We start from the raw sequence: 20682 nt of genomic DNA, 5'->3' as shown, positions 1-20682 counted from the left end.
ATGTAAGTAGCCCGCTTTACCCGCCCCGAGCAGAATTATCCTCATTCTTTAACCTCGCGATGCACAACTGCACCATTAAAGGTTAATTCTGCAACGTGAAGCGCCAGATATTTGATAGGCTTATCGCCAACGGCACGAATTCTATGTTTGGTATTTTTGGGTATTTGAATACAACCCATAGGATTAAGCACGATACTATGTCCATCGATCTCAACCACTGCTTGCCCATCTATCAGCAAATAGATTTCAGAGGTGTCAGGGTGGTAATGTTCTTTACCTCCTTTACCTGGTTCAGCACTCGCTAATGCAGAACGAATAATATGTGAGCCAGCTTCATATTCTGAAGCAAAAATAAGTGCACGGCTAACATCACCACCATACACAGATTTAACATCCAGTTTTCTTGAATAATCATTCATATAAATCACCATAATTCCGTTTTTTTAATGAGCATATTGAGTGTCTCAAACTTATCTATTTCTAATGCTGTCAACGGTAGCCGAGTTGGACCACAGTCAAAATGACAACGCTTAAAAATTTCTTTGACCGCAATAGGATTAGTCGATAAATACATAGCCCTAAATAATGGGTGGTATTTTTTATAGAGTTCTCTGGCTGTGACAAAATCATTATTATTGATGGCTGCAGTGGCAATCGATGCCATTATTCTCGGTATAATATTAGCCGCGACAGAAATATGTCCATGAGCACCTAATAACATCGCAGGTAAAGCAGAGAAGTCATTACCAGATAGCACAACAAAATCCTGATTCTTAGTTACCTCTAACAACTCTCCAAATCTCCGAATACTTTGATTACCTTCCTTCATACCTGCAATATGTGGGTGTTTTGCTAAGACACTGATACTGTCAATAGATATATCTACAGTTGTTCTGTCTGGTAAATTGTGAATAAGAAGAGGAATGTTAGAATCTTCTGCAATATTCAAAAAATAGGCCTCAATCCCAGCTTTAGTTGGTGGATCAAGATAAGGTGTAAAGGCAAGTACAGCTGAAACACCAATTTTTTCAGCCTCGGAAATCAGTGATTTAGTCCTAGCCAAACATTCCGTTCCCATATCAGGTATAATCATAGCCCGACCATCGGCATACCTGTGTGTAATATCGACAATTTTAATTTTTTCTTCGTCAGTTAACGCAGCTGTTTCACCAGTAACACCATTTGGGCATAATTTAGTAATACCATGATTAATTTGAAAATCGACTAATTTTTTTAGGGTCTTTTCACATATATCTCCTTTTGCATTAAATGGAGTTATGAGTGTGGTAAATATTCCCGATAGCATTTTCTTATTCATATTAAATCCTTTTTAATAACTTAATTTTTTATATATTCATTCCATGCCGCAATTAAACCAATGGCTTCATATTTCCGTGACTGAAGCAGGCAAAGCGTTATTTCAAGAGCTGTGAGCAAATGAAGAATATCTTCAGGCGTAACAGCACCAATATGACCAATTCTGATAACTTTGCCTTTCAGATGATCTTGACCATTGGCAATCATGATATGAAATCGTTCTTTCAAATTGTTGATAATATCTTGAGCACAAAGTGAATCAGGCAGCTTGGCAACCGTAACAGCATTACCCATTTCGTCCTCACGACAATAAAGCTCAAGCCCCATTGCTTGTATGCCTTTACGACACAGATTGGCACAAAATTTATGCCGCTCCCATATTGGCTCAATGCCTTCTGCAACCATAGCGTTCGTAGCTGCATGAACACCAAGAATTAAACTTGTAGCTGTTGAGTTAGGCGTCGTCTGGTTATCACCATTGATTAAATGAGAGTAGTAATCAAAATAGACTGTTTGACTTATTTCGGTTGATTTTTCAATTAACTCGCGGCTTGCACAAATAAAAGCCAACCCCGGCGGGTTCATAAAACCTTTATGAGAAGCACTAATGACAACATCAATTTTCCATTCATCTTTTAGTAATGGCTGCACACCAATCGTTGCCATAGCATCAACAACAAGCTTAGCTTTAGCCTCCTTACATTTTTCACTTAGTTGCTTAACATCAACAACCAATCCCGTTGACGTCTCACAATGGCTGACAAAAACGAAATCAGGACATACATTCCTCATTGCAGTTTCAATATTTATCAACGGAATTGATTCCCCTGAGGGACAAGTCAAGATAGAAATATTTTTAACGTTATGCTTTTTTAAAATATCGATCCAGCGGTGACTATATTTACCTGAATCAATGATAAGAGCCGTATCATTTTGTGATACTAGATTTGCGACAACCGACTCCATCATTCCGGTCCCAGAACTTGGCATTAATAAAATGGGGTCTTGGGTTTGAAAAATATATTGGAGATTACTTTGTAATTCAGAATATATATTTTTAAAACGCTCATCTCTATGATGCAAGATATCAGATATTGAAGCCAACCTTACTGGTAATGGGATATTTCCCGGTCCTGGGGTATGTATTTTTAGTTCATTAAAATGAGCCATTATATCTCCCTGTCCAATTAATTTAATCTTACTTGTTTATTTGCTTATTAATTGCACAAAAGAGTATGACCTTACTGTGACAAACATCACATACTTTCAAATAAAACCAAAATTTCCTGATCTAAATCATTTAGTTATGAAATTGCAACACGTTTAATGGGAACTATTAGGTTTATAAAAAATTTTAATCACCTATAAAATGAACAGTTTATAAATAAAATTACTTTATATAACAGTTGGACAAGTTGTGGGCGTTGTACATCAAGTTTATGACTAATAAATTGAATTAAGATTTTTTACATATGTTTTTTAAAACAAAACGAGCATTGTTAGCCAACAACTCAATAGGAATTTTGATATCAGATTTAAAATCAAAGAAAAATCATTAATAGTTCAACCACTATAAAATGAGTTTAGGATAATAATCCTTTAATAATTGCTTACTAACTTTACGGCACAGATAAGACAGCGTTAAAGCCTATTGATGGTGTCCACTTCCCTACAGTAGGAACAGTGAATCATTTGAGAAACAAACTTAGAATATCATAGAGTTGATTATTTTTTCTTGGTTTTCCATTACGAACTATTGATTGCATCAGTAGGCGGCCCCCTGAGATTAGAATCAATAAAGTTGGATTCTCAAGATTAAGAAGTCGAAAACGCTAAAGATACAAAAATTGAGTTTATTAGAACCCTAAGAAGAAAACTTGGAGCGGGAAACGAGACTCGAACTCGCGACCCCGACCTTGGCAAGGTCGTGCTCTACCAACTGAGCTATTCCCGCATTAAGAGAGGACTATCTTTCTGATACCGCTAACCACTATCTGAAAGTTTGGAGCGGGAAACGAGACTCGAACTCGCGACCCCGACCTTGGCAAGGTCGTGCTCTACCAACTGAGCTATTCCCGCATTAAGCGAAGCCTAACTTTCTGATACTGCTAACAACTATCTAAATTTTGGAGCGGGAAACGAGACTCGAACTCGCGACCCCGACCTTGGCAAGGTCGTGCTCTACCAACTGAGCTATTCCCGCATTCCAAATGCCGAACGTTTTATTACGTTACGGGGAGCGCATTATACGAAAATTAACTTAAGCCGCAAGCCCCTCAACCGAAAAAAAACGTAATTTCGTACCGCTTGTCTATTAAAACAGCATTATGATTCAATAAACAACAGTTTTAAAACGCTTGTTGCTACAGCACTCTCCGTGATTACAGCTTAATAAAATTCTCACGGTAATAGGCCAACTCGGCAATAGAATCCCGAATATCGTCCAACGCCTGATGCGTGCTCTGCTTTTTGATGCCGTCCAAAATTTCCGGCTTCCAACGACGAGCCAGCTCTTTCAAGGTACTAACATCCAGATAACGATAGTGGAAGTAACGCTCTAGTTCCGGCATATAGCGATACAGAAAGCGACGATCCTGACCAATACTGTTGCCACAGATAGGTGAACAGCCTTCAGGAACCCACTGACGTAAAAACTCAATGGTCTTTAGCTCCGCCGCCTGCTCGTCCAGCGTACTCTCTTTTACTCGCTTCACCAGACCACTGGCGGTATGCGTGGTAGTATTCCACTCATCCATGATCGCCATATGCTCATCGGTTTGATGAATGGCAAAAACCGGTCCTTCCGCCAGAATATTCAAGTTGGCATCGGTAACGATAGTGGCAATTTCGATGATGCGATTACTCTGTGGATCTAAACCTGTCATTTCCAGATCGATCCAAATCAGGTTATTCTCATTCTCAGACATGATGTTTCCTGCGTGATTAACTATACATCAGTGTATCATAGTCGCTTGATATGTATCCGGCGACTGTCGCTGTACCTGAAAGGTGTTTTTGTGAGTAAAAATAAACTGTCCAAAGGCCAACAACGGCGCGTTGCAGCTAATCATCAGCGGCGTTTACAAACAACAAACCAAAAACCTGAGCCAGACGACTCTCTATTTGGCGAACCTCAGGAAGGGATAGTAATCAGCCGCTTCGGCAAACATGCCGATGTAGAGGCCGCTGACGGTAGCCAACATCGCTGTAATATTCGCCGCACGGTTGCTTCACTGGTTACGGGTGACCGTGTGGTATGGCGCGCGCCAGTTAATGCCCATACTAAAGGCATTATTGAAGCCGTACATGAACGGGAATCCGTGCTCACTCGTCCAGATTTTTATGACGGTATCAAACCCATTGCCGCCAATATTAACCAAATCATTATCGTCTCTGCCATTCTGCCAGAACTTTCATTGAATATTATCGACCGCTATCTGGTCGCCTGTGAAACGCTGTCGATTGCTCCGATCATCGTTCTCAATAAAGTTGATTTACTGGATGAAGAAGGACGCGACTTTATCGATCAAACCATGCAAATTTACCAGCGTATCGGCTATACCGTGCTTCAGGTTTCCAGCTACAGCGGAGAAGGCATGGTTGAATTAAAAGCCATGCTGGACGATCACATTAGTATTTTTGCCGGCCAGTCAGGGGTGGGTAAATCCAGTTTACTGAATGCGCTATTACCTGAAAGTGAAGCTAAAATTAACGTAGGTGAAGTCTCTGACAATTCGGGACTCGGCCAACATACCACCACCGCGTCCCGTTTATATCATCTGCCGGACGGCGGCGATATTATCGATTCTCCCGGCGTACGTGAATTTGGTTTATGGCATTTAGAGCCAGAGCAAGTGACCCAAGGCTATATCGAATTTCGTGATTATCTTGGCCACTGTAAATTCCGCGACTGCAAACATATTGACGATCCCGGCTGTGCCATCCGTGAAGCGGTAGAGCAAGATAAGATTACAGAAGAACGTTATGATAACTATTTGAGAATTCTTGATAGTATGGCTGACGTCAAAGTACGTAAAAATACTATCGAGGCCAAGAACTAATCAGCTTTCGGTCTATAATCCAACCACAATGCAACATTGCCCGCGCATTGTGGTCATAATAGGCTGAATAAGAATTAATATGATTTACTCAAGGTTGAATGACTTTGCATTTCAGCCCCGCTACAATGCGCGACTTTCGTTTACAAGTCGAACAGAACAACGTTAAGAGGTTACCCGTGCTGGATCGCATAAAAGTACAATTACAATATTTACTCCCTAAACAGGGACTGACCCAACTGGCCGGCTGGGCCGCCAGTAAACAGGCTGGATGGTTTACCCATCTGGTGGTGAAAGGGTTTGCCAAATATTATCGTGTCAATATGCAGGAAGCCGAACAGCCTAACCTTGAAACCTACGCGACCTTTAACGATTTCTTTGTTCGTCCATTACGTGAAGGTGCTCGCCCGGTAGTCGACGGTGAACATCAAATCGCATTACCGGCTGACGGCGCTATCAGTCAACTGGGTCAAATCACCGAAGGTAAGCTACTTCAGGCCAAAGGCCATGACTTTACTCTGGAAGCCTTATTGGCCTGTAATATGCCGATGGTTGAAAAATTCCGTAATGGACTCTTTGCTACCACCTATCTTTCACCACGCGACTACCATCGCGTTCATATGCCTTGTGATGGCGTATTACGTGAAATGCTGTATGTGCCTGGCGATCTGTTTTCAGTTAATCCATTAACTGCGGAAAACGTTCCTAACCTGTTCGCCCGCAATGAGCGAGTCATTTGCCTGTTTGACAGCGCATTTGGTCCGATGGTGCAAATTCTGGTGGGCGCAACCATCGTTGGCAGTATTGAAACCGTTTGGGCTGGCACCATTACCCCACCGCGCAGTGGCGTACTCCAGCGTTGGACCTACCCAACTGAAGGTGAAGGTGCCGTTCATCTGAAAAAAGGTGAAGAAATGGGACGCTTCAAGCTAGGCTCCACCGTGATCAACCTGTTTCCGGAAAACAGCATCACTTTCTCACCGGCCTTACAATGTAAAACGCCAACCCGAATGGGTGAACTATTTGCCGAGATACGCTAAATAAATTTAATTGATAAAAGAGCGGGTTAATAAAGGATGAAGCGGACACGTTTATTATTGGCATTACTCAGCCTGCTGTTTATTATCCCGTTACAGGCAGCAATCCTGCCTAATACTGGACAAATTAAGCAGGAAATTAAGCTGGCCGAAGCCAATAAGGACGTACCCAGCCAGAAAGAGATTATTGAAATTTATCAAAGTGCGCTGAGCTGGTTAGAGGATCGCACTGAGTCTCTTTCTCGCAGTCAGCAATATCGCAAAGCGATTGATGAGTTTCCTAAATTAACCAAAATGCTGCGTACCCAGTTGGAATCAAGCAGCAATGAACTACCGGCTCCCTCCGACACCCTCGCCATTGCGGAACTTGAACAACTATCTATTCAAATCAATAGCCAACTGCTGGAGTTAAGTCGTCAACTACAGCAGGAACAGGATCGAGCCAGAGAAATCAGTAATTCACTGACGCAACTTCCGCTCCAGTTAGCTTCAACCCGCAAAGCGCTCAATGAACTGGAACTTCGCCAATCCGCAACAGGGACTCAAACTTCCTCGCTTAACCAAGCTAAAAACATTCAATTACAGGCTGAACTGGCTTTCTATAAGGCCAAAGTTGATGAGCTTGAGCTAGAACAGCTTTCAGCCAGTAATCGGCAAGAAATTTCGCGCTTACAGATAGAGATCTTGAAAAATAAGCAGGCTAAAACCGATAACCTGCTTCAAGTCACCAACAGCCAGTTAAATTTCAAACGTCAGGCCGAAACGAAACAAACCCTGGAACACACCACTCAACTGGCTGAACAAAATGGCGATCTTCCGACGTCAATCCGTAAGCTGTTGCAGGAAAATCAGGAACTGTCGGAACAACTCAGCCAACAAGCAGTGCGCATGGATGAGATTTCTACCGAGCAGCGCGCCGCCATCACAAAGATTTTGCAGGTTCATCAGGCCATGACCTCCCTGACGGAGCAAGCACAGTGGTTAGGTATGTCTACTGCTCTGGGGGAAACCCTCAGAATGCAAGTATCGCGCCTGCCGGAAGTGCCAAAACCTCAGCCGCTGGACAGTGAAATGGCGGAAATGCGCGTACAGCGCCTAAGCCTTGATGAGCAGAGAGATAAGCTGTCACAGATGAAACCGTTAACCCAGGATGACGGTCAGCCGCTGACGACTCAACAGCAAGAACTAGTCAAACAACAGATCAAAATGCAGCAAGATTTGCTGTCATCATTGCTGTCCGGGTACGACACCCTAATTTTGGAATTAACCAAACTTAAAGTCTCTAATAACCAATTAATTGATGCGTTGGCAGAAATTAAAGATGCCTCCCACCGTTATCTATTTTGGGTGGCTGACGTAAACCCACTCACTTTCAGTTACCCCATTCAAGTAGTACAGGATCTAAATCAACTGCTGTCGCTGGATACCCTTTCGGAACTCAGTAGTGCATTTAGTATGATGTTAACCACCAAAGAATCGGTGGGTTTAATTATCGCAGCGATAGTGCTGGTCGGCTTCAATATCAGCTCCCGGCGTCATTATCAGGCGTTTTTAGAACGGGTCGCGTCTCGTATCGGTAAAGTGACGCAGGACCAGTTCTACGCCACTATCCGTACCGTTTTCTGGTCAATTATTGTGGCTGTCCCGCTACCGGTACTGTGGTGGGCATTAGCCTATGGGCTGCAACATGCCTGGCAATACCCCATCGCAGTGGCTATCGGTGAAGGCGTCAATGCCACCGTTCCACTGATGTGGGTATTTATGATCAGCGCCAGCTTTGCTCATCCACAAGGGTTGTTTATTGCACATTTCCGCTGGTCTCAATCCAGAGTTGCCAGAGCGATGCGTTATTATGGTCTGTCACTCTGGATCGTTATTCCTCTGATTATTGCCTCTATCAGCTTCGATAACTTTAACGATCGAGAATTCTCCGGTACTCTCGGCCGCCTGTGCTTTATTCTGCTGTGTGGTGCGCTGATCATGATGACCACTAATCTGAGGCGGGCGGGTATTCCGCTCTACCTTGATCGTAAAGGCTCAGGCGAGAATATGGTGAATCAGGCGCTCTGGACCTTCCTGATCTGTGCGCCCATTGCCGCCGCACTGGCTGCCTGTTTTGGTTATCTCGCTACAGCACAGGCGCTGCTGTTAAGGCTTGAAGCCTCGGTAGCAATATGGTTTGGCCTGCTGGTGATTTATCATATTATCCGCCGTTGGATGTTAATTCAGCGGCGAAGAATCGAATTTGACCGGGCCAAGCAGCGCCGGGCAGAACGCTTAGCACAACGGGCCAAAGGAGAGGAAGACAATACCCCCTCCAACTCGGATAACCTGTCTGACTCGGATGATTCGGTGGTGGTCGATCTGGATGCCATCAGTGCCCAATCGCTACAGCTAGTGCGTTCGATTTTGACCATGATTGCCTTAGTCTCCCTGATTATTCTCTGGTCTGAAATTCACTCGGCCTTCGCCTTCCTGGAAAATATTCGCCTGTGGGATGTAACCTCTTCTGCGCAGGGTGCCGAAAGTATTCAGGCTATAACCTTAGGCTCGGTGCTGATTTCAGCGTTGGTATTTATTGTTACCACCCAACTGGTACGTAACCTACCTGCTTTGCTAGAATTGGCTCTACTTCAACACTTGGATCTGACGCCGGGTACCGGCTATGCCATTACCACCATCACTAAGTATATCCTGATGCTTATCGGTGGCATGGTCGCTTTCTCGATGATTGGTGTGGACTGGTCTAAACTCCAGTGGCTCGTCGCCGCTCTTGGTGTGGGTTTGGGATTTGGTTTGCAGGAGATTTTCGCCAACTTTGTCTCCGGCCTGATTATTCTGTTTGAAAAACCGATTCGTATCGGCGATACGGTAACCATTCGCGATTTAACCGGTTCGATTACCAAAATCAATACCCGCGCCACCACCATCGTTGACTGGGATCGCAAAGAAATAATCGTGCCTAATAAGGCCTTTATCACCGAACAGTTTGTTAACTGGTCACTGTCCGATGCCATTACGCGGATTGTCCTCACCGTACCTGCAACCGCCGATACCGATCCGAACCTGATAAAACAACTGCTGGAATCCGCAGCCCATCGGTGCCAGTACGTGTTGGATACCCCTCAACCCGATGCCTTCTTAGTTGATATTCAACAGGGCATCCAGATTTTTGAACTGCGGGTATTTGCTGCCGATATGAGTTCGCGTATGCCGCTGCGCCACGAGATGCATAGTCTGATCCTACAAGCCTATGCTGAACATAACCTGACACTGCCATTCCCGCCATTCCAAATGCGCGCTGATGCCATGTCGCGTAGTGGGGTCAGACCACCGTTTAAAACCGGGGAAATTTAATCTCGATAAATGATATAAATGATAAAGGCGCCAAATCGGCGCCTTTATACTTAAAAAATATCAATTACGCCCTATCAACCGTAAACGCCATCACCTCACCAATCGACTTCACCCCAAGCGCAATCATAATCAAGCGATCAATCCCCAGCGCGACACCGGCACATTCAGGTAATCCGTGCTCCAAAGCGGTCAGGAAATTCTCATCGATTGGATGAACCGGCAGACCACGTGCTTCGCGTTTACGATTTTCCTGCTCAAAACGCTGGCGCTGTTCACCGGCATCGGTCAACTCACGAAAACCGTTGGCCAGTTCAATACCTTTATAATAAACCTCAAATCGCTCAGCAACCCGATGGTCCTCTGAACTGATTTCTGCCAATGACGCTTGCGATGCTGGAAAATGATAGACAAAGGTCGGCTTTTCCTGACCAATATGCGGTTCTACGCCAAAAGCAAACAGCATTTGTAGCAGTGTATCCCGGTCTTCTTCACGGTTGGCCAAATCTTCCATTTCCAGTTTGGCTGCCGCCGCCCGCAACTGAGGTTTATCCGCAGATAGCGGATCGATATCCAGATGACGAATGAAAATCTGCTGATATGAAACGACTTCGCTGGCTTCGCAGTCGAGCACTTGTTGTAGCAGGTCATCGACCTCATTCATCAAGCGGTACATATCAAAATGAGGGCGATACCATTCCAGCATCGTGAATTCGGGATTATGGTAACGACCGGCTTCCTCATTGCGGAAGCTCTTGCCCATTTGATAAATCGGCCCGCTACCGGCAACCAGCAGGCGCTTCATATGAAACTCAGGGCTGGTCATCAAAAATAAAGGAATACCGTCCGCGGCTCCAGGTCCGACAAATCTTGTCTGGAAAGGAAATAAATTGATATCCGTTCCCGTTGCCTGACTCATCGCTGGTGTATCCACTTCTAATACACCACGTTCAGCGAAAAAACGCCTGATTTCACCAACAATCTTTGCACGTTTTAATAAGTTCGCAATAGAAGCGCTAGGCTGCCAACTGGCCACGTCGCTCATTTTTCCACTCCAAATTTCAATTTGTCCGGCAGTCTACCTGTATATGATCACACAAACAAACTTCAACAACGCTTTGTTGCTTTTTAGCCTTACCAAAAGTCAGCTTAAAATCTAATCAATTACATAAAAATACATTTATTTAATATATTGATCACACTTTATTAATATGATCATGTTCAAAAAAAAGTAATTGTTTATGCTTGTTAGATACTAAAAAAATCGACCACATCAATATTCGCCTACATAGTAATAGGTAGAATAAGCGTCCAACACCAGCATCATCAACATTTTCGATGGTGCTGAATAAGAACATCAGATTTTCCTAACGTTATGGATCAAACCAACTGGTATGAGACTATTTTTGATAATTAAACTGGAACATTTGGAGGAGTGCAGTGCAAACCTTTAACGCAGATATTGCTATCATCGGGGCAGGTGGCGGCGGTCTTCGTGCAGCCATTGCCGCTGCCGAAGCTCATCCTGACAGTACCATCGCCCTCATTTCTAAAGTCTACCCCATGCGCAGCCACACCGTGGCCGCCGAAGGGGGCTCCGCCGCCGTCCTCAAGCCTGAAGACAGCTTCGAGTCCCACTTCCACGACACCGTCGCCGGTGGGGACTGGCTTTGTGAACAGGACGTCGTGCAATTCTTCGTCGAGAACAGCCCTCGCGAAATGATACAAATGGAGCAGTGGGGCTGCCCATGGAGCCGTAAAGACGATGGCTCCATCGATGTCCGTCGTTTCGGCGGCATGAAAATCGAACGTACCTGGTTTGCCGCCGATAAAACCGGCTTCCATATGCTCCACACCCTGTTCCAAACTTCCCTCAAGTACCCGAACATCAAGCGCTTCGATGAACACTTCGTTCTCGACCTGCTCTCCGATGAAGGTCATGCCCGTGGTCTGGTGGCCATGAACATGATGGAAGGCACCCTGATTCAAATCCGCGCCAATGCGGTAGTGATGGCTACCGGCGGCGCCGGTCGTGTCTATCGCTACAACACCAATGGCGGTATTGTCACCGGTGACGGCATGGGCATGGCCTTCCGTCACGGTGTGCCACTGCGGGATATGGAGTTCGTCCAGTATCACCCAACCGGTTTACCGGGCTCCGGTATTCTGATGACCGAAGGTTGCCGTGGTGAAGGTGGCATTCTGGTGAATAAAGACGGCTACCGTTATCTGCAAGATTACGGCATGGGACCAGAAACCCCACTCGGCCATCCTGAAAACAAATACATGGAACTCGGTCCGCGTGACAAAGTCTCCCAGGCCTTCTGGCACGAATGGCGCGCTGGTCGCACCATCCCAAGCCCGCGCGGCGATGTGGTCTACCTTGACCTGCGTCACCTCGGCGAGAAGAAACTGCTGGAACGTTTACCATTTATCTGTGAACTGTCTAAAGCCTACGTCGGCGTTGACCCGGTGAAAGAGCCCATCCCAGTCCGTCCAACGGCGCACTACACCATGGGCGGTATCGAAACCAACCAGCAGTGTGAAACCCGTCTGACCGGACTATTTGCCGTCGGTGAATGTTCTTCCGTCGGGATGCACGGTGCCAACCGTCTGGGCTCTAACTCCCTGGCTGAGCTGGTGGTGTTTGGCCGCGTAGCCGGTGAACACGCCATTGAGCGTGCGAAGCATGCGGCACCGGCCAACAGCAGCGCTCTGGATGCGCAAGTGGCCGATATCGAAGGCCGTCTGCATACATTGCTCAAGCAGCAAGGCACCGAAAGCTGGTCGAAAATTCGCGACGAGATGGGCATGAGCATGGAAGAAGGTTGCGGTATCTACCGGACCGAAGAGCTGATGCAGAAGACCGTCGACAAGATTGCTGAACTGAAAGACCGCTACAAGCGCGTCAGCATTGCTGACCAGTCCAGCGTGTTCAACACCGACCTGCTGTACACCATCGAACTGGGTCACGGTCTGGATGTCGCTGACTGTATGGCGCACTCCGCGCTGCTGCGTCGTGAATCCCGCGGGGCTCACCAGCGTCTGGATGACGGCTGTACCGAGCGTGATGACGTGAACTTCCTCAAGCACTCACTGGCCTTCTACAGCCCGGACAGCAGCACCCCGCGCATTGAGTACGGTGATGTGAAAATTACCACCCTTGCCCCGGCCAAACGTGTATACGGTGCCGAGGCGGAAGCCCAGGCAAAAGAAGAGGCATTAAAGAAGGAGCAGGCGAATGTCTGAGATGAAAACCCTCAAAGTTGAAGTCATGCGTTATAACCCTGAGCATGACACCGCTCCTCACTTCGAGGCCTATGACGTGCCTTACGATGCGTCCACCTCTTTGTTGGATGCATTAGGCTATATCAAGGACAATCTGGCGCCGGACCTGTCTTACCGCTGGTCTTGTCGGATGGCCATTTGTGGCTCCTGCGGCATGATGGTCAACAAGGTGCCGAAACTGGCCTGTAAGACCTTCCTGCGTGAATACACCGACGGTCTGAAAGTGGAAGCCCTCGGTAACTTCCCGATTGAGCGCGACCTGGTGGTGGACATGACTCACTTTATTGAGAGTCTGGAATCCATTAAGCCTTACATCATCAACGACAGCCTGAAACCGGAAAATGGCCCAACCACCCAAACCCCGGCGCAGATGGAGAAATACCATCAGTTCTCCGGCTGTATCAACTGTGGCCTGTGCTACGCGGCCTGTCCGCAGTTTGGCCTCAATCCTGAGTTTATCGGCCCGGCAGCGATTACCTTAGGTCACCGCTACAACCTCGATACCCGTGATAAAGGCAAGGCCGCTCGTATGCCTCAGCTGAACGGCAAAAACGGGGTGTGGAGCTGTACCTTCGTCGGTTACTGTTCTGAAGTCTGTCCGAAACACGTCGACCCGGCCTCTGCTGTTCAGCAAGGCAAGGTAGAAAGTTCGAAAGACTTTATGATTGCCATGCTGAAACCGCAATAAGGGAGAGGGAAAGTATTATGATGACCAAACGTAAACCCTATGTCCGCGAGATGAAAGCCAACTGGTGGAAGAACCTCGGGTTTTATAAGTTCTATATGTTCCGTGAAAGCACCGCTATTCCGGCCGTGTGGTTCAGTATTGTGATGATTATCGGGGTGTTTGCCCTGCGCAATCCGGAAAGCTGGGACGGTTTTGTGGCCTTTCTGCAAAATCCGCTGGTGATGGTGATTAACATCATTACCCTGATTATGGCGATAGTGCACACCAAGACCTGGTTTGACCTGGCACCGAAGGCCGCCAATATTGTGGCTAACGGCGTGAAGATGGGGCCTAAACCCCTGGTGACCGGCCTGTGGGTCCTGACCATTGTGGTGAGCCTGATTATTCTGGCTGTGGCACTGATTTAAGCGGAGGCGAACTAAAATGATTGAACAAAACCCGAAGCGTTCTGATGAACCGGTATTCTGGGGCCTGTTTGGTGCAGGCGGTATGTGGGGTGCAGTGGTGGCACCGGCAATTATCCTGCTGGTGGCGATTATTCTGCCGTTAGGCTGGGCACCGGAGGCGTTAAGCTATCCGCGTATTCTGGCCTTCTGTCAGGGCTTTGTTGGCCGGGTGTTCCTGCTGCTGATGATTATCCTGCCGTTATGGTGTGGTCTGCACCGTATGCACCATATGACCCACGACCTGAAGTGGCATATTCCGGCCAGTAAACTGGTGTTCTACGGACTGGCCTCGGTTCTGAGCGTGATTGGCGTTATCGGCGTGTTTATGCTGTAAGGGCTGATTAAAGCTGATAGACCTGATGATAAACGCCCTCCATTGAGGGCGTTTTTATTCCATTCAATCCAACTACTCATCAAAAGCGAACGGATACATTCATATTCACCATATTTGACTGCTGATTGTCGCTAAAATACTGCTCATAGTTCATATACAGCGCCATATCATCGGTAAATAACCACTCCAATCCACTACCCACCATCACTACATCACGGGATAACGATACGCCATCCAGCGGCATATATTGGTTTAGTCCGGTGAAACTGGCGTTATAGCTACCGTTATCCTGCGCTATTGCACGTTGATAATGGGTTTGAGCCGTTAGATTGATTTTACCCTTATTACCCATATCCCAGCCGTAACCGGCACGAGTACCAACGCCAGCCTGCCAACGGGTAGTCGTTTGAGCGTTAGCCTGTAGTCCAAAACCTGACGCGCCCTCTTCTTTAAACGCATCCTGTTTCAGGCTGATATATTGGGTATCTACATAAGGGGTGAACTGCCAACCATCTTTCTTCATGCGATAACCCATTTCGCTACCCACATTGAAGTAACTGCCGCTCTGATCGCTTTGAACATTGGCTGACTGATTCCCCAGCCACAAGGTTCGTTTTTGCTGACCATCATAGTAGCCTGAAGCGATACGACCTGAGACATAGTAAGAATCAAAAATCTTACCGCCGTATAAAGAAGCTTCTCCTACAGTACCTGTACTACTCTCTGAGCCACGTTTCAAGCTACCGCTGGTGTCACTACGAGTCAGAGAGCTACCAATAAAGGTATTTTTATCCAGAAAGACATCCTGCCCCATTGCCCAACCATTCATATTGTAATTTACACCGGAAAAACCACCGCTGTTTAAACTACTCTGATAGTTGATATTACTTGTCCAGCCATTGCTTCTTGGTAAGTCCACCAATTGAGCGATATGGTTGGATATCTGACGGTTATTAACGTTAATCGCCTGCATGGTCATCGCCGTACTGGCGGCTGGAAGCTGACCAGAAAGACTTTCCAAAGAAGCCTGTGCCGCCTGAGCATTCGGAGCCTGTTGCACATTCGCTGCTCCGGCTAAAAACTCAGATTGTTTATAGTCAGCTGGAACCGGGGAATTCGCCTGTTGCTGATCTAACTGGGTAAATGCCTGTTCCAAACGAATAGCCCCTGCTGTTGCGGCAGCATTGTACTGAACTCCTTGCACGTTCGTTGCCTGCACACGCTGAATATCTAACCAAGCATTCTTGGCATCATAATTGACGTTTGCATCCAGAAACACCCCAGCTTCTTTAGTAAAAGTACTAAATTTACCATTCAAGCCTTGTTGTGCCGTTAGAACGTTCTGACGCTGTGTTGATGTCACATAACCCTGGGGTACCGCCAAGACATGAAGATCGCCAGCAACTGATGCTGACCCGGCGACATTGAGCGTCGATCCTAATACCAACGCTAACTGACCATTAGCTGTTTGAGTATAGTTATGGGCAAAATTAGTCTGGCCGTTCTGTAGCATAACGCGGCCCTGATTATTCACATTGCCGCCAACACGACGCACATTGAGTGTGCCAGCGTTACCGATGCTCACATCAGACATAATGCCTTTTTCTGATGCCAGCGTACCGCCTAAAATATTGGTGGTTCCGGTATAGCTGGCATTTTCAGTCAGCACCAATGTGCCGGTACCATTTTTGATTAACCCACCCGCACCGCTGATGGAGTTACTCCAGGTTGAGGTATAACCGCTAAACGAAACACTGACATCACCCCAGTCAAATTTAGCGGGTCCACGTACCGCAGCAGCGGTATTTAACATACCGTGACCAAATACCGCATCAATACCCGGAGCTCCAAGATCTGTCGCGGTACCTAATAAGGTTTGGCGCACCAAATCATTAGTAAAGTAAGGGAATGCTTGCCAGACCAATGCAGCAGCACCGGATACCTGAGGTGCGGCAAATGAAGTTCCAGACACCAAACTATTGTTTAACTCGCCGGTTTTTGAATCCTGATTAAGTACGCCGGTGGTGCCCGGAGCAACCAGACAATAATTCATGCTATTGCCGCAGGCATTAGCATAAGAGGCCAATTTATTTGGATTATTAATATCGACGGCACTCACCACTAACCAGCCTTTCTCCAATGCTTGAGAACCGGCAATTGTTGGTAAAGCGGCGATTTTATCTGGATTAGCATTAGAATCATTACCGCTCGCGAACACCACTAAGCCACCACGAGAGGCAATAAAATACTGATAGGCATTCACATAGTTATTGGTCGTTTTGGTGTCAGACAAATCCCAATCAGGCAAACTCCATGAGTTATTAATAATTTTAGCGCCGGCATTAGCGAGATCATAGTTAACCCTGGACAGTGAATAACCTTGAGTTCCTGCTGACGTTGGCGTATCGGAAATAATCCGTGCACTAACAATAGAGGCTTCTGGTGCAACACCGCCAGAGAAAGGCCCAATCCTACGCCCGGCAATAACCTGAGCCACCATCGTCCCGTGTCCCCGCACATCACCGACATTGGTGTTATTCGTCCTGGGATCCACATAACTCAAAGATTGAACAATTGCGCCCTGCAGATTCAAATTAGAAGTCAGAACCCCGCTATCAACCAACCCGATAATAATACCGGCACCGGTAAATCCAGACTCACGGGCCGCAGCGGTATTCGTCATAAACAAACTTTGGTTATAAATGTTACGTGAAATTGGTGCAGTCGGAGAAATTATAGATAGGTTATTTCCAGTTGGAGGTACACTCGTTTCACTGCTGCCGGTATTGCTACTTCCGCCACCGCCACCACCGCCGCCGCCACAAGCGGCAACCATCATTGCAAAAAGTGTATTCCCAGTTAGATATAAAGATTTTTGTACCACTTTATTTTTAGAGGACATAGAGAGTTCCTCAGGCTTTTAATAGCCCATTTTATAAGCAAGTTAAACACTCCTTGAATTCCGCAAATATCATTTCGGATTTCAGATATAAGTCATCCCTCCCCCTGCAAGCTTTCCCAAAGGCTTCGGAGATAAAACTTATGAATAACGATGTTAAGTTGCTTATTGACTAACCCTATCAAATAAGATGGCAACGACATTTTGATTGGTTATTCTACGCTTAATGCTAGACTTGGTTTTTTAAACCGTCAAATAACTAGGTCGGTTTTTTACATTACATTAACAATAATATTTTCTTTTTGAATCAATACGATAATTATTTTTCGATGCTCTTCAGTCAAAATAAATAGCTTTAAAAATTAATAAAAACAGCAGATTACAATCCATTTATATCCAACATGGCCTTTTGATAAGCCCTAAAATAAAAAGGGCTTATATTTTAAAAGAGTAATGAAATATTCATTTCAAATAACTGAAATATCTTTTTTCATTAGTTTATCAATAACATAAATATTAAATAATCATTGTTTAAGATGAATTAACCAAAACTGTACTATTAGGCAGTACAACAAATTCATATTATGAAAACATTATTAGAATTAAAGATTCAGCAGAGCAATAAAATTGAATCTTTGCCTAAAGAATACACTCATAATTTCATATAAAAAATAATCGCCATTACGGCGATTATTGAATCGTTCAAGCAATAGCTAATTATTGAGTCTTAAAATGTCCGGCATGAGCTTTAATATCGCGATAAGGCAATATAGACCAGGTAGGATATTCACAAGAACGGGCAACGCGAGGAAATGACGGACTAAAATAGAGCCCTTTCTCAGTAAAATGCCAATTAACAAATTCCCAATACTCAACGGTACTGTAATCACACTCATCGCTGGCCTTCATTTGTTTAGGGTACAGCGCTTTCAACTTAGCCACTAGCCATGGAGCAAAAACGTGACTACGGTAGGCAGAAAATTCTTCAAAGCCCGTATCATCATTACCTTGCTGATTATAATAAACCGGTTCACCTTTTCCCAACCACAGCACATCTTCAAGCGCTAACTGATTACCAGTTTTTACATCCATATTAATGGGAGAATCAGCAAAATCCGGATGTGCTCCACCGCAGTAAAACTCAGTAAATACTGAAGCACTAATCACCGAAGATGAAAAATAGGTTGGCTTCACCGTTTGAGTGAAATCGGCCTGCCCAGCGCTGGAGAGCAATCCGCCAAACATACAACTATGGTAATCCACCACTTCACGCCACAGGCGCTCTTTCAACTGAAGATTAACCCTGATCATCACATCCTGGGGATAGCCGGAGGTTAGCTCAAACATACGAATACCGGAAACCGGCTCTTTCAACCAGCGGAAACCATATCCCATAAACTGCTGCTCATTTTCCATGTTAAGCGGGGCATTATGTAGCCTCAGATAGTCATAAAGATTTTCTTTAATTAGGGTTTGCAGGTAAGGCGTTTCATGGTTTCCATTATTTTCCTGAGGAACCGCCGCAATAGTCAGAGTCACCTTTAACGTTTTACCTTTGGCATCATTCCATTGCCCGGTAAATCCTTTCTCTGTTGTTGGCATCAGCTTAATCCATGGCCCATTTTTATTGGACTCAATGCTTTTGTTTTCATACAGCTTGAAGCCACCGTCTCCAAGTTGGCTACCCGTCAGAGCAATATCTTTACGGTAACGATGATAGAAATAACGTCCGGTAACCTCACCTGACTCCGCTACGGAAAATTCAGCCACAATCGGTAATGTTCCGATCTGGCCGGTATAAGTCTGCGATACATCATATTCGGCCTGTGCTGGCCATATACCAAGAAGCCATATGGCACCAGCGAGCGGGATCAGTTTGAATAATCTCATAAACATATTTAATGTATTCCAATTCAACTTAATTAATTCAGGCGGTGAATCTTCCCTAATAATAGTCCGTTTATTGATGAGCTACCGCAATAATGACTCACCCGAGAACAATACCACGGAACTTCTCTGATATTGACCAGCAAAATTTCTAGCCATTTCTGCACTCCGAGGATCCAATAAAGCCTTATCAGCAGGCTATTGCAGCCTCACAGAAGAGGAGCAATCTCTCAAAATATCAAAGAAATAATCAATCAGGCTATAAAAAATACTGTGCTGATGCTGAAGATGTCTATAATGTGCCCTTTATGTTAACTATTCCCTTGTTCGGCCACAGCGATATCTCATAACAAAACACAGGATGCTGACCAACAGAGTACGGTTTATGAATAATAAAGAACAACTATTTGCTTTAAGCCCTTACATGGAGTTTAGCCGTCAGCAATGGGCGGCCTTACGCGAATCCGAACCTCTGACCTTGACCGAGCAGGAAATCATCAATCTGAAAGGCATTAACGAAGATCTTTCGCTGGATGAAGTTTCCGAGGTCTATCTGCCGCTTTCACGTCTGTTAAATTTCTATATTGACAGTAACCTGCAGAATCAGCTGGTACTGGAAAGATTTCTCGGCATTAAAAATCAGCGCGTTCCCTACATTATTAGCGTCGCTGGTAGCGTTGCCGTCGGCAAAAGCACCAGCGCTCGGGTATTACAGGCATTGCTTAGTCGTTGGTCTAAACATCGCCGGGTACAGTTAGTCACTACCGATGGTTTTCTCCATCCAAACCACGTTCTGCACGAACGGGATTTAATGAAGAAAAAAGGATTTCCACAATCCTATGATATTCAGAATTTGGTTCGCTTTGTTTCTGATATTAAATCCGGTATGCCGCGGGTTGAAGCGCCAGTTTACTCACATCTGACCTATGACATCCTACCGGGAGAAACACAGGTTATCGAACAGCCAGACATTCTGATTCTGGAAGGGCTAAACGTATTACAAAGCGGAATGGATTATCCCCAATCGCCACATCGGGTATTTGTCTCAGATTTTGTCGATTTCTCAATCTACGTTGATGCCAAAGAAGACTTGCTACACCAGTGGTATATCAACCGTTTTCTGAAGTTCCGTAAAGGCGCGTTCTCCAATCCAAGCTCCTATTTCCACAACTATGCCAAGCTGTCTGAACAAGAAGCGGTGAATATCGCCAATAACATCTGGCTGGAAATTAACGGTCAAAATCTGGTACAGAATATTCTGCCAACCCGAGAAAGAGCGAACCTGATTCTGACTAAGGGTGAACACCACGCGGTAGAGAAAGTTCGGCTACGTAAATAGCCTTTCACGCATTTTCCATCATAAAAATCCGGTCC

At 45.5% G+C, this 20682-nt stretch carries 15 protein-coding genes and 3 tRNA genes; 8 read left to right on the top strand and 10 right to left on the bottom strand.

What is annotated here, in order from left to right:
- Positions 1–41: 41 nt before the first annotated feature.
- The 7 genes from EL341_RS01620 to orn form a co-directional block, all read right to left on the bottom strand.
- On the bottom strand, positions 42–419 hold the full coding sequence (locus EL341_RS01620; RefSeq protein ID WP_164720425.1) for a cupin domain-containing protein: 378 nt from the start codon (positions 417–419) through the stop codon (positions 42–44).
- 5 nt (positions 420–424) lie between these two features.
- The gene (gene dapA, locus EL341_RS01615) at positions 425–1318 is read right to left on the bottom strand and encodes a 4-hydroxy-tetrahydrodipicolinate synthase (RefSeq protein WP_074820563.1); all 894 of its coding nucleotides are present in this window, start codon (positions 1316–1318) and stop codon (positions 425–427) included.
- A 20-nt stretch (positions 1319–1338) separates the two neighbouring features.
- Positions 1339–2487, bottom strand: a complete 1149-nt coding sequence (locus EL341_RS01610) for a pyridoxal-phosphate-dependent aminotransferase family protein (RefSeq protein ID WP_074820564.1) — start codon at positions 2485–2487, stop codon at positions 1339–1341.
- A gap of 708 nt (positions 2488–3195) precedes the next feature.
- Positions 3196–3271 (bottom strand) — tRNA-Gly (locus EL341_RS01605).
- Positions 3272–3320: 49 nt separating this feature from the next.
- Positions 3321–3396, bottom strand: a tRNA-Gly gene (locus tag EL341_RS01600).
- A gap of 48 nt (positions 3397–3444) precedes the next feature.
- A tRNA-Gly gene (locus EL341_RS01595) sits at positions 3445–3520 on the bottom strand.
- 178 nt (positions 3521–3698) lie between these two features.
- Positions 3699–4244: an oligoribonuclease gene (gene orn, locus EL341_RS01590; protein ID WP_047779756.1), complete on the bottom strand. Its 546-nt coding sequence runs from the start codon at positions 4242–4244 to the stop codon at positions 3699–3701.
- Positions 4245–4334: 90 nt separating this feature from the next.
- Here orn and rsgA point away from each other — a divergent pair, with 90 nt between their 5' ends.
- The 3 genes from rsgA to mscM all read left to right on the top strand — a co-directional run bounded on the left by rsgA (position 4335) and on the right by mscM (position 9769).
- Complete coding sequence (rsgA, locus tag EL341_RS01585; RefSeq protein ID WP_074820565.1) at positions 4335–5378, top strand: small ribosomal subunit biogenesis GTPase RsgA; 1044 nt, start codon at positions 4335–4337, stop codon at positions 5376–5378.
- Between the two features lie 176 nt (positions 5379–5554).
- Positions 5555–6415, top strand: a complete 861-nt coding sequence (gene asd, locus EL341_RS01580; RefSeq protein ID WP_074820647.1) for an archaetidylserine decarboxylase — start codon at positions 5555–5557, stop codon at positions 6413–6415.
- A 36-nt stretch (positions 6416–6451) separates the two neighbouring features.
- On the top strand, positions 6452–9769 hold the full coding sequence (gene mscM, locus EL341_RS01575; protein ID WP_074820567.1) for a miniconductance mechanosensitive channel MscM: 3318 nt from the start codon (positions 6452–6454) through the stop codon (positions 9767–9769).
- Between the two features lie 64 nt (positions 9770–9833).
- Here the strand turns inward: mscM and epmA are convergent, their stop codons facing one another.
- Positions 9834–10811: an elongation factor P--(R)-beta-lysine ligase gene (gene epmA, locus EL341_RS01570; RefSeq protein ID WP_074820571.1), complete on the bottom strand. Its 978-nt coding sequence runs from the start codon at positions 10809–10811 to the stop codon at positions 9834–9836.
- Positions 10812–11206: 395 nt separating this feature from the next.
- Here epmA and frdA point away from each other — a divergent pair, with 395 nt between their 5' ends.
- Genes frdA through frdD form a run of 4 tightly spaced genes read left to right on the top strand, consistent with a single transcriptional unit; the run spans position 11207 to position 14522 of the window.
- Complete coding sequence (frdA, locus tag EL341_RS01565) at positions 11207–13015, top strand: fumarate reductase (quinol) flavoprotein subunit (protein WP_047779751.1); 1809 nt, start codon at positions 11207–11209, stop codon at positions 13013–13015.
- Positions 13008–13742: a succinate dehydrogenase/fumarate reductase iron-sulfur subunit gene (locus tag EL341_RS01560; protein WP_047779750.1), complete on the top strand. Its 735-nt coding sequence runs from the start codon at positions 13008–13010 to the stop codon at positions 13740–13742. The genes frdA and EL341_RS01560 overlap by 8 nt, the downstream gene beginning before the upstream one ends.
- A gap of 17 nt (positions 13743–13759) precedes the next feature.
- A complete protein-coding gene (gene frdC, locus EL341_RS01555; protein WP_126466839.1) occupies positions 13760–14149 on the top strand; it encodes a fumarate reductase subunit FrdC in 390 nt (129 codons plus the stop codon).
- A 16-nt stretch (positions 14150–14165) separates the two neighbouring features.
- Positions 14166–14522 carry a fumarate reductase subunit FrdD gene (gene frdD, locus EL341_RS01550; protein ID WP_047779748.1) on the top strand — a complete coding sequence of 119 codons (357 nt, stop codon included), beginning with the start codon at positions 14166–14168 and terminating at the stop codon, positions 14520–14522.
- Between the two features lie 79 nt (positions 14523–14601).
- Here frdD and EL341_RS01545 read toward each other — a convergent pair whose 3' ends face one another.
- Positions 14602–17424: a S8 family serine peptidase gene (locus EL341_RS01545; RefSeq protein WP_074825022.1), complete on the bottom strand. Its 2823-nt coding sequence runs from the start codon at positions 17422–17424 to the stop codon at positions 14602–14604.
- Between the two features lie 714 nt (positions 17425–18138).
- On the bottom strand, positions 18139–19317 hold the full coding sequence (locus EL341_RS01540; RefSeq protein ID WP_126466837.1) for a hypothetical protein: 1179 nt from the start codon (positions 19315–19317) through the stop codon (positions 18139–18141).
- A gap of 376 nt (positions 19318–19693) precedes the next feature.
- On the opposite strand from EL341_RS01540, the gene coaA reads away from it, so the two are divergent.
- Positions 19694–20647 carry a type I pantothenate kinase gene (gene coaA, locus EL341_RS01535; RefSeq protein ID WP_047779745.1) on the top strand — a complete coding sequence of 318 codons (954 nt, stop codon included), beginning with the start codon at positions 19694–19696 and terminating at the stop codon, positions 20645–20647.
- Positions 20648–20682: the final 35 nt, after the last annotated feature.

The sequence above is a fragment of the Pragia fontium genome (genome assembly GCF_900638655.1).
GTDB classification, from domain to species: Bacteria; Pseudomonadota; Gammaproteobacteria; order Enterobacterales; family Enterobacteriaceae; genus Pragia; species Pragia fontium.
The sequence above is the reverse complement of the archived record's forward strand: the minus strand, read 5'-3'. Positions and strand labels throughout refer to the sequence as shown.

Excerpts from the sequence above, each read along its gene's own strand:
- orn (WP_047779756.1), bottom strand. The coding sequence starts at position 4,244 with ATGTCTGAGAATGAGAATAACCTGATTTGGATCGATCTGGAAATGACA.
- coaA (WP_047779745.1), top strand. The coding sequence starts at position 19,694 with ATGAATAATAAAGAACAACTATTTGCTTTAAGCCCTTACATGGAGTTT.
- frdD (WP_047779748.1), top strand. The coding sequence starts at position 14,166 with ATGATTGAACAAAACCCGAAGCGTTCTGATGAACCGGTATTCTGGGGC.
- dapA (WP_074820563.1), bottom strand. The coding sequence starts at position 1,318 with ATGAATAAGAAAATGCTATCGGGAATATTTACCACACTCATAACTCCA.
- epmA (WP_074820571.1), bottom strand. The coding sequence starts at position 10,811 with ATGAGCGACGTGGCCAGTTGGCAGCCTAGCGCTTCTATTGCGAACTTA.
- EL341_RS01540 (WP_126466837.1), bottom strand. The coding sequence starts at position 19,317 with ATGTTTATGAGATTATTCAAACTGATCCCGCTCGCTGGTGCCATATGG.
- EL341_RS01545 (WP_074825022.1), bottom strand. The coding sequence starts at position 17,424 with ATGTCCTCTAAAAATAAAGTGGTACAAAAATCTTTATATCTAACTGGG.
- mscM (WP_074820567.1), top strand. The coding sequence starts at position 6,452 with ATGAAGCGGACACGTTTATTATTGGCATTACTCAGCCTGCTGTTTATT.
- EL341_RS01610 (WP_074820564.1), bottom strand. The coding sequence starts at position 2,487 with ATGGCTCATTTTAATGAACTAAAAATACATACCCCAGGACCGGGAAAT.
- frdC (WP_126466839.1), top strand. The coding sequence starts at position 13,760 with ATGATGACCAAACGTAAACCCTATGTCCGCGAGATGAAAGCCAACTGG.
- EL341_RS01560 (WP_047779750.1), top strand. The coding sequence starts at position 13,008 with ATGTCTGAGATGAAAACCCTCAAAGTTGAAGTCATGCGTTATAACCCT.
- EL341_RS01620 (WP_164720425.1), bottom strand. The coding sequence starts at position 419 with ATGAATGATTATTCAAGAAAACTGGATGTTAAATCTGTGTATGGTGGT.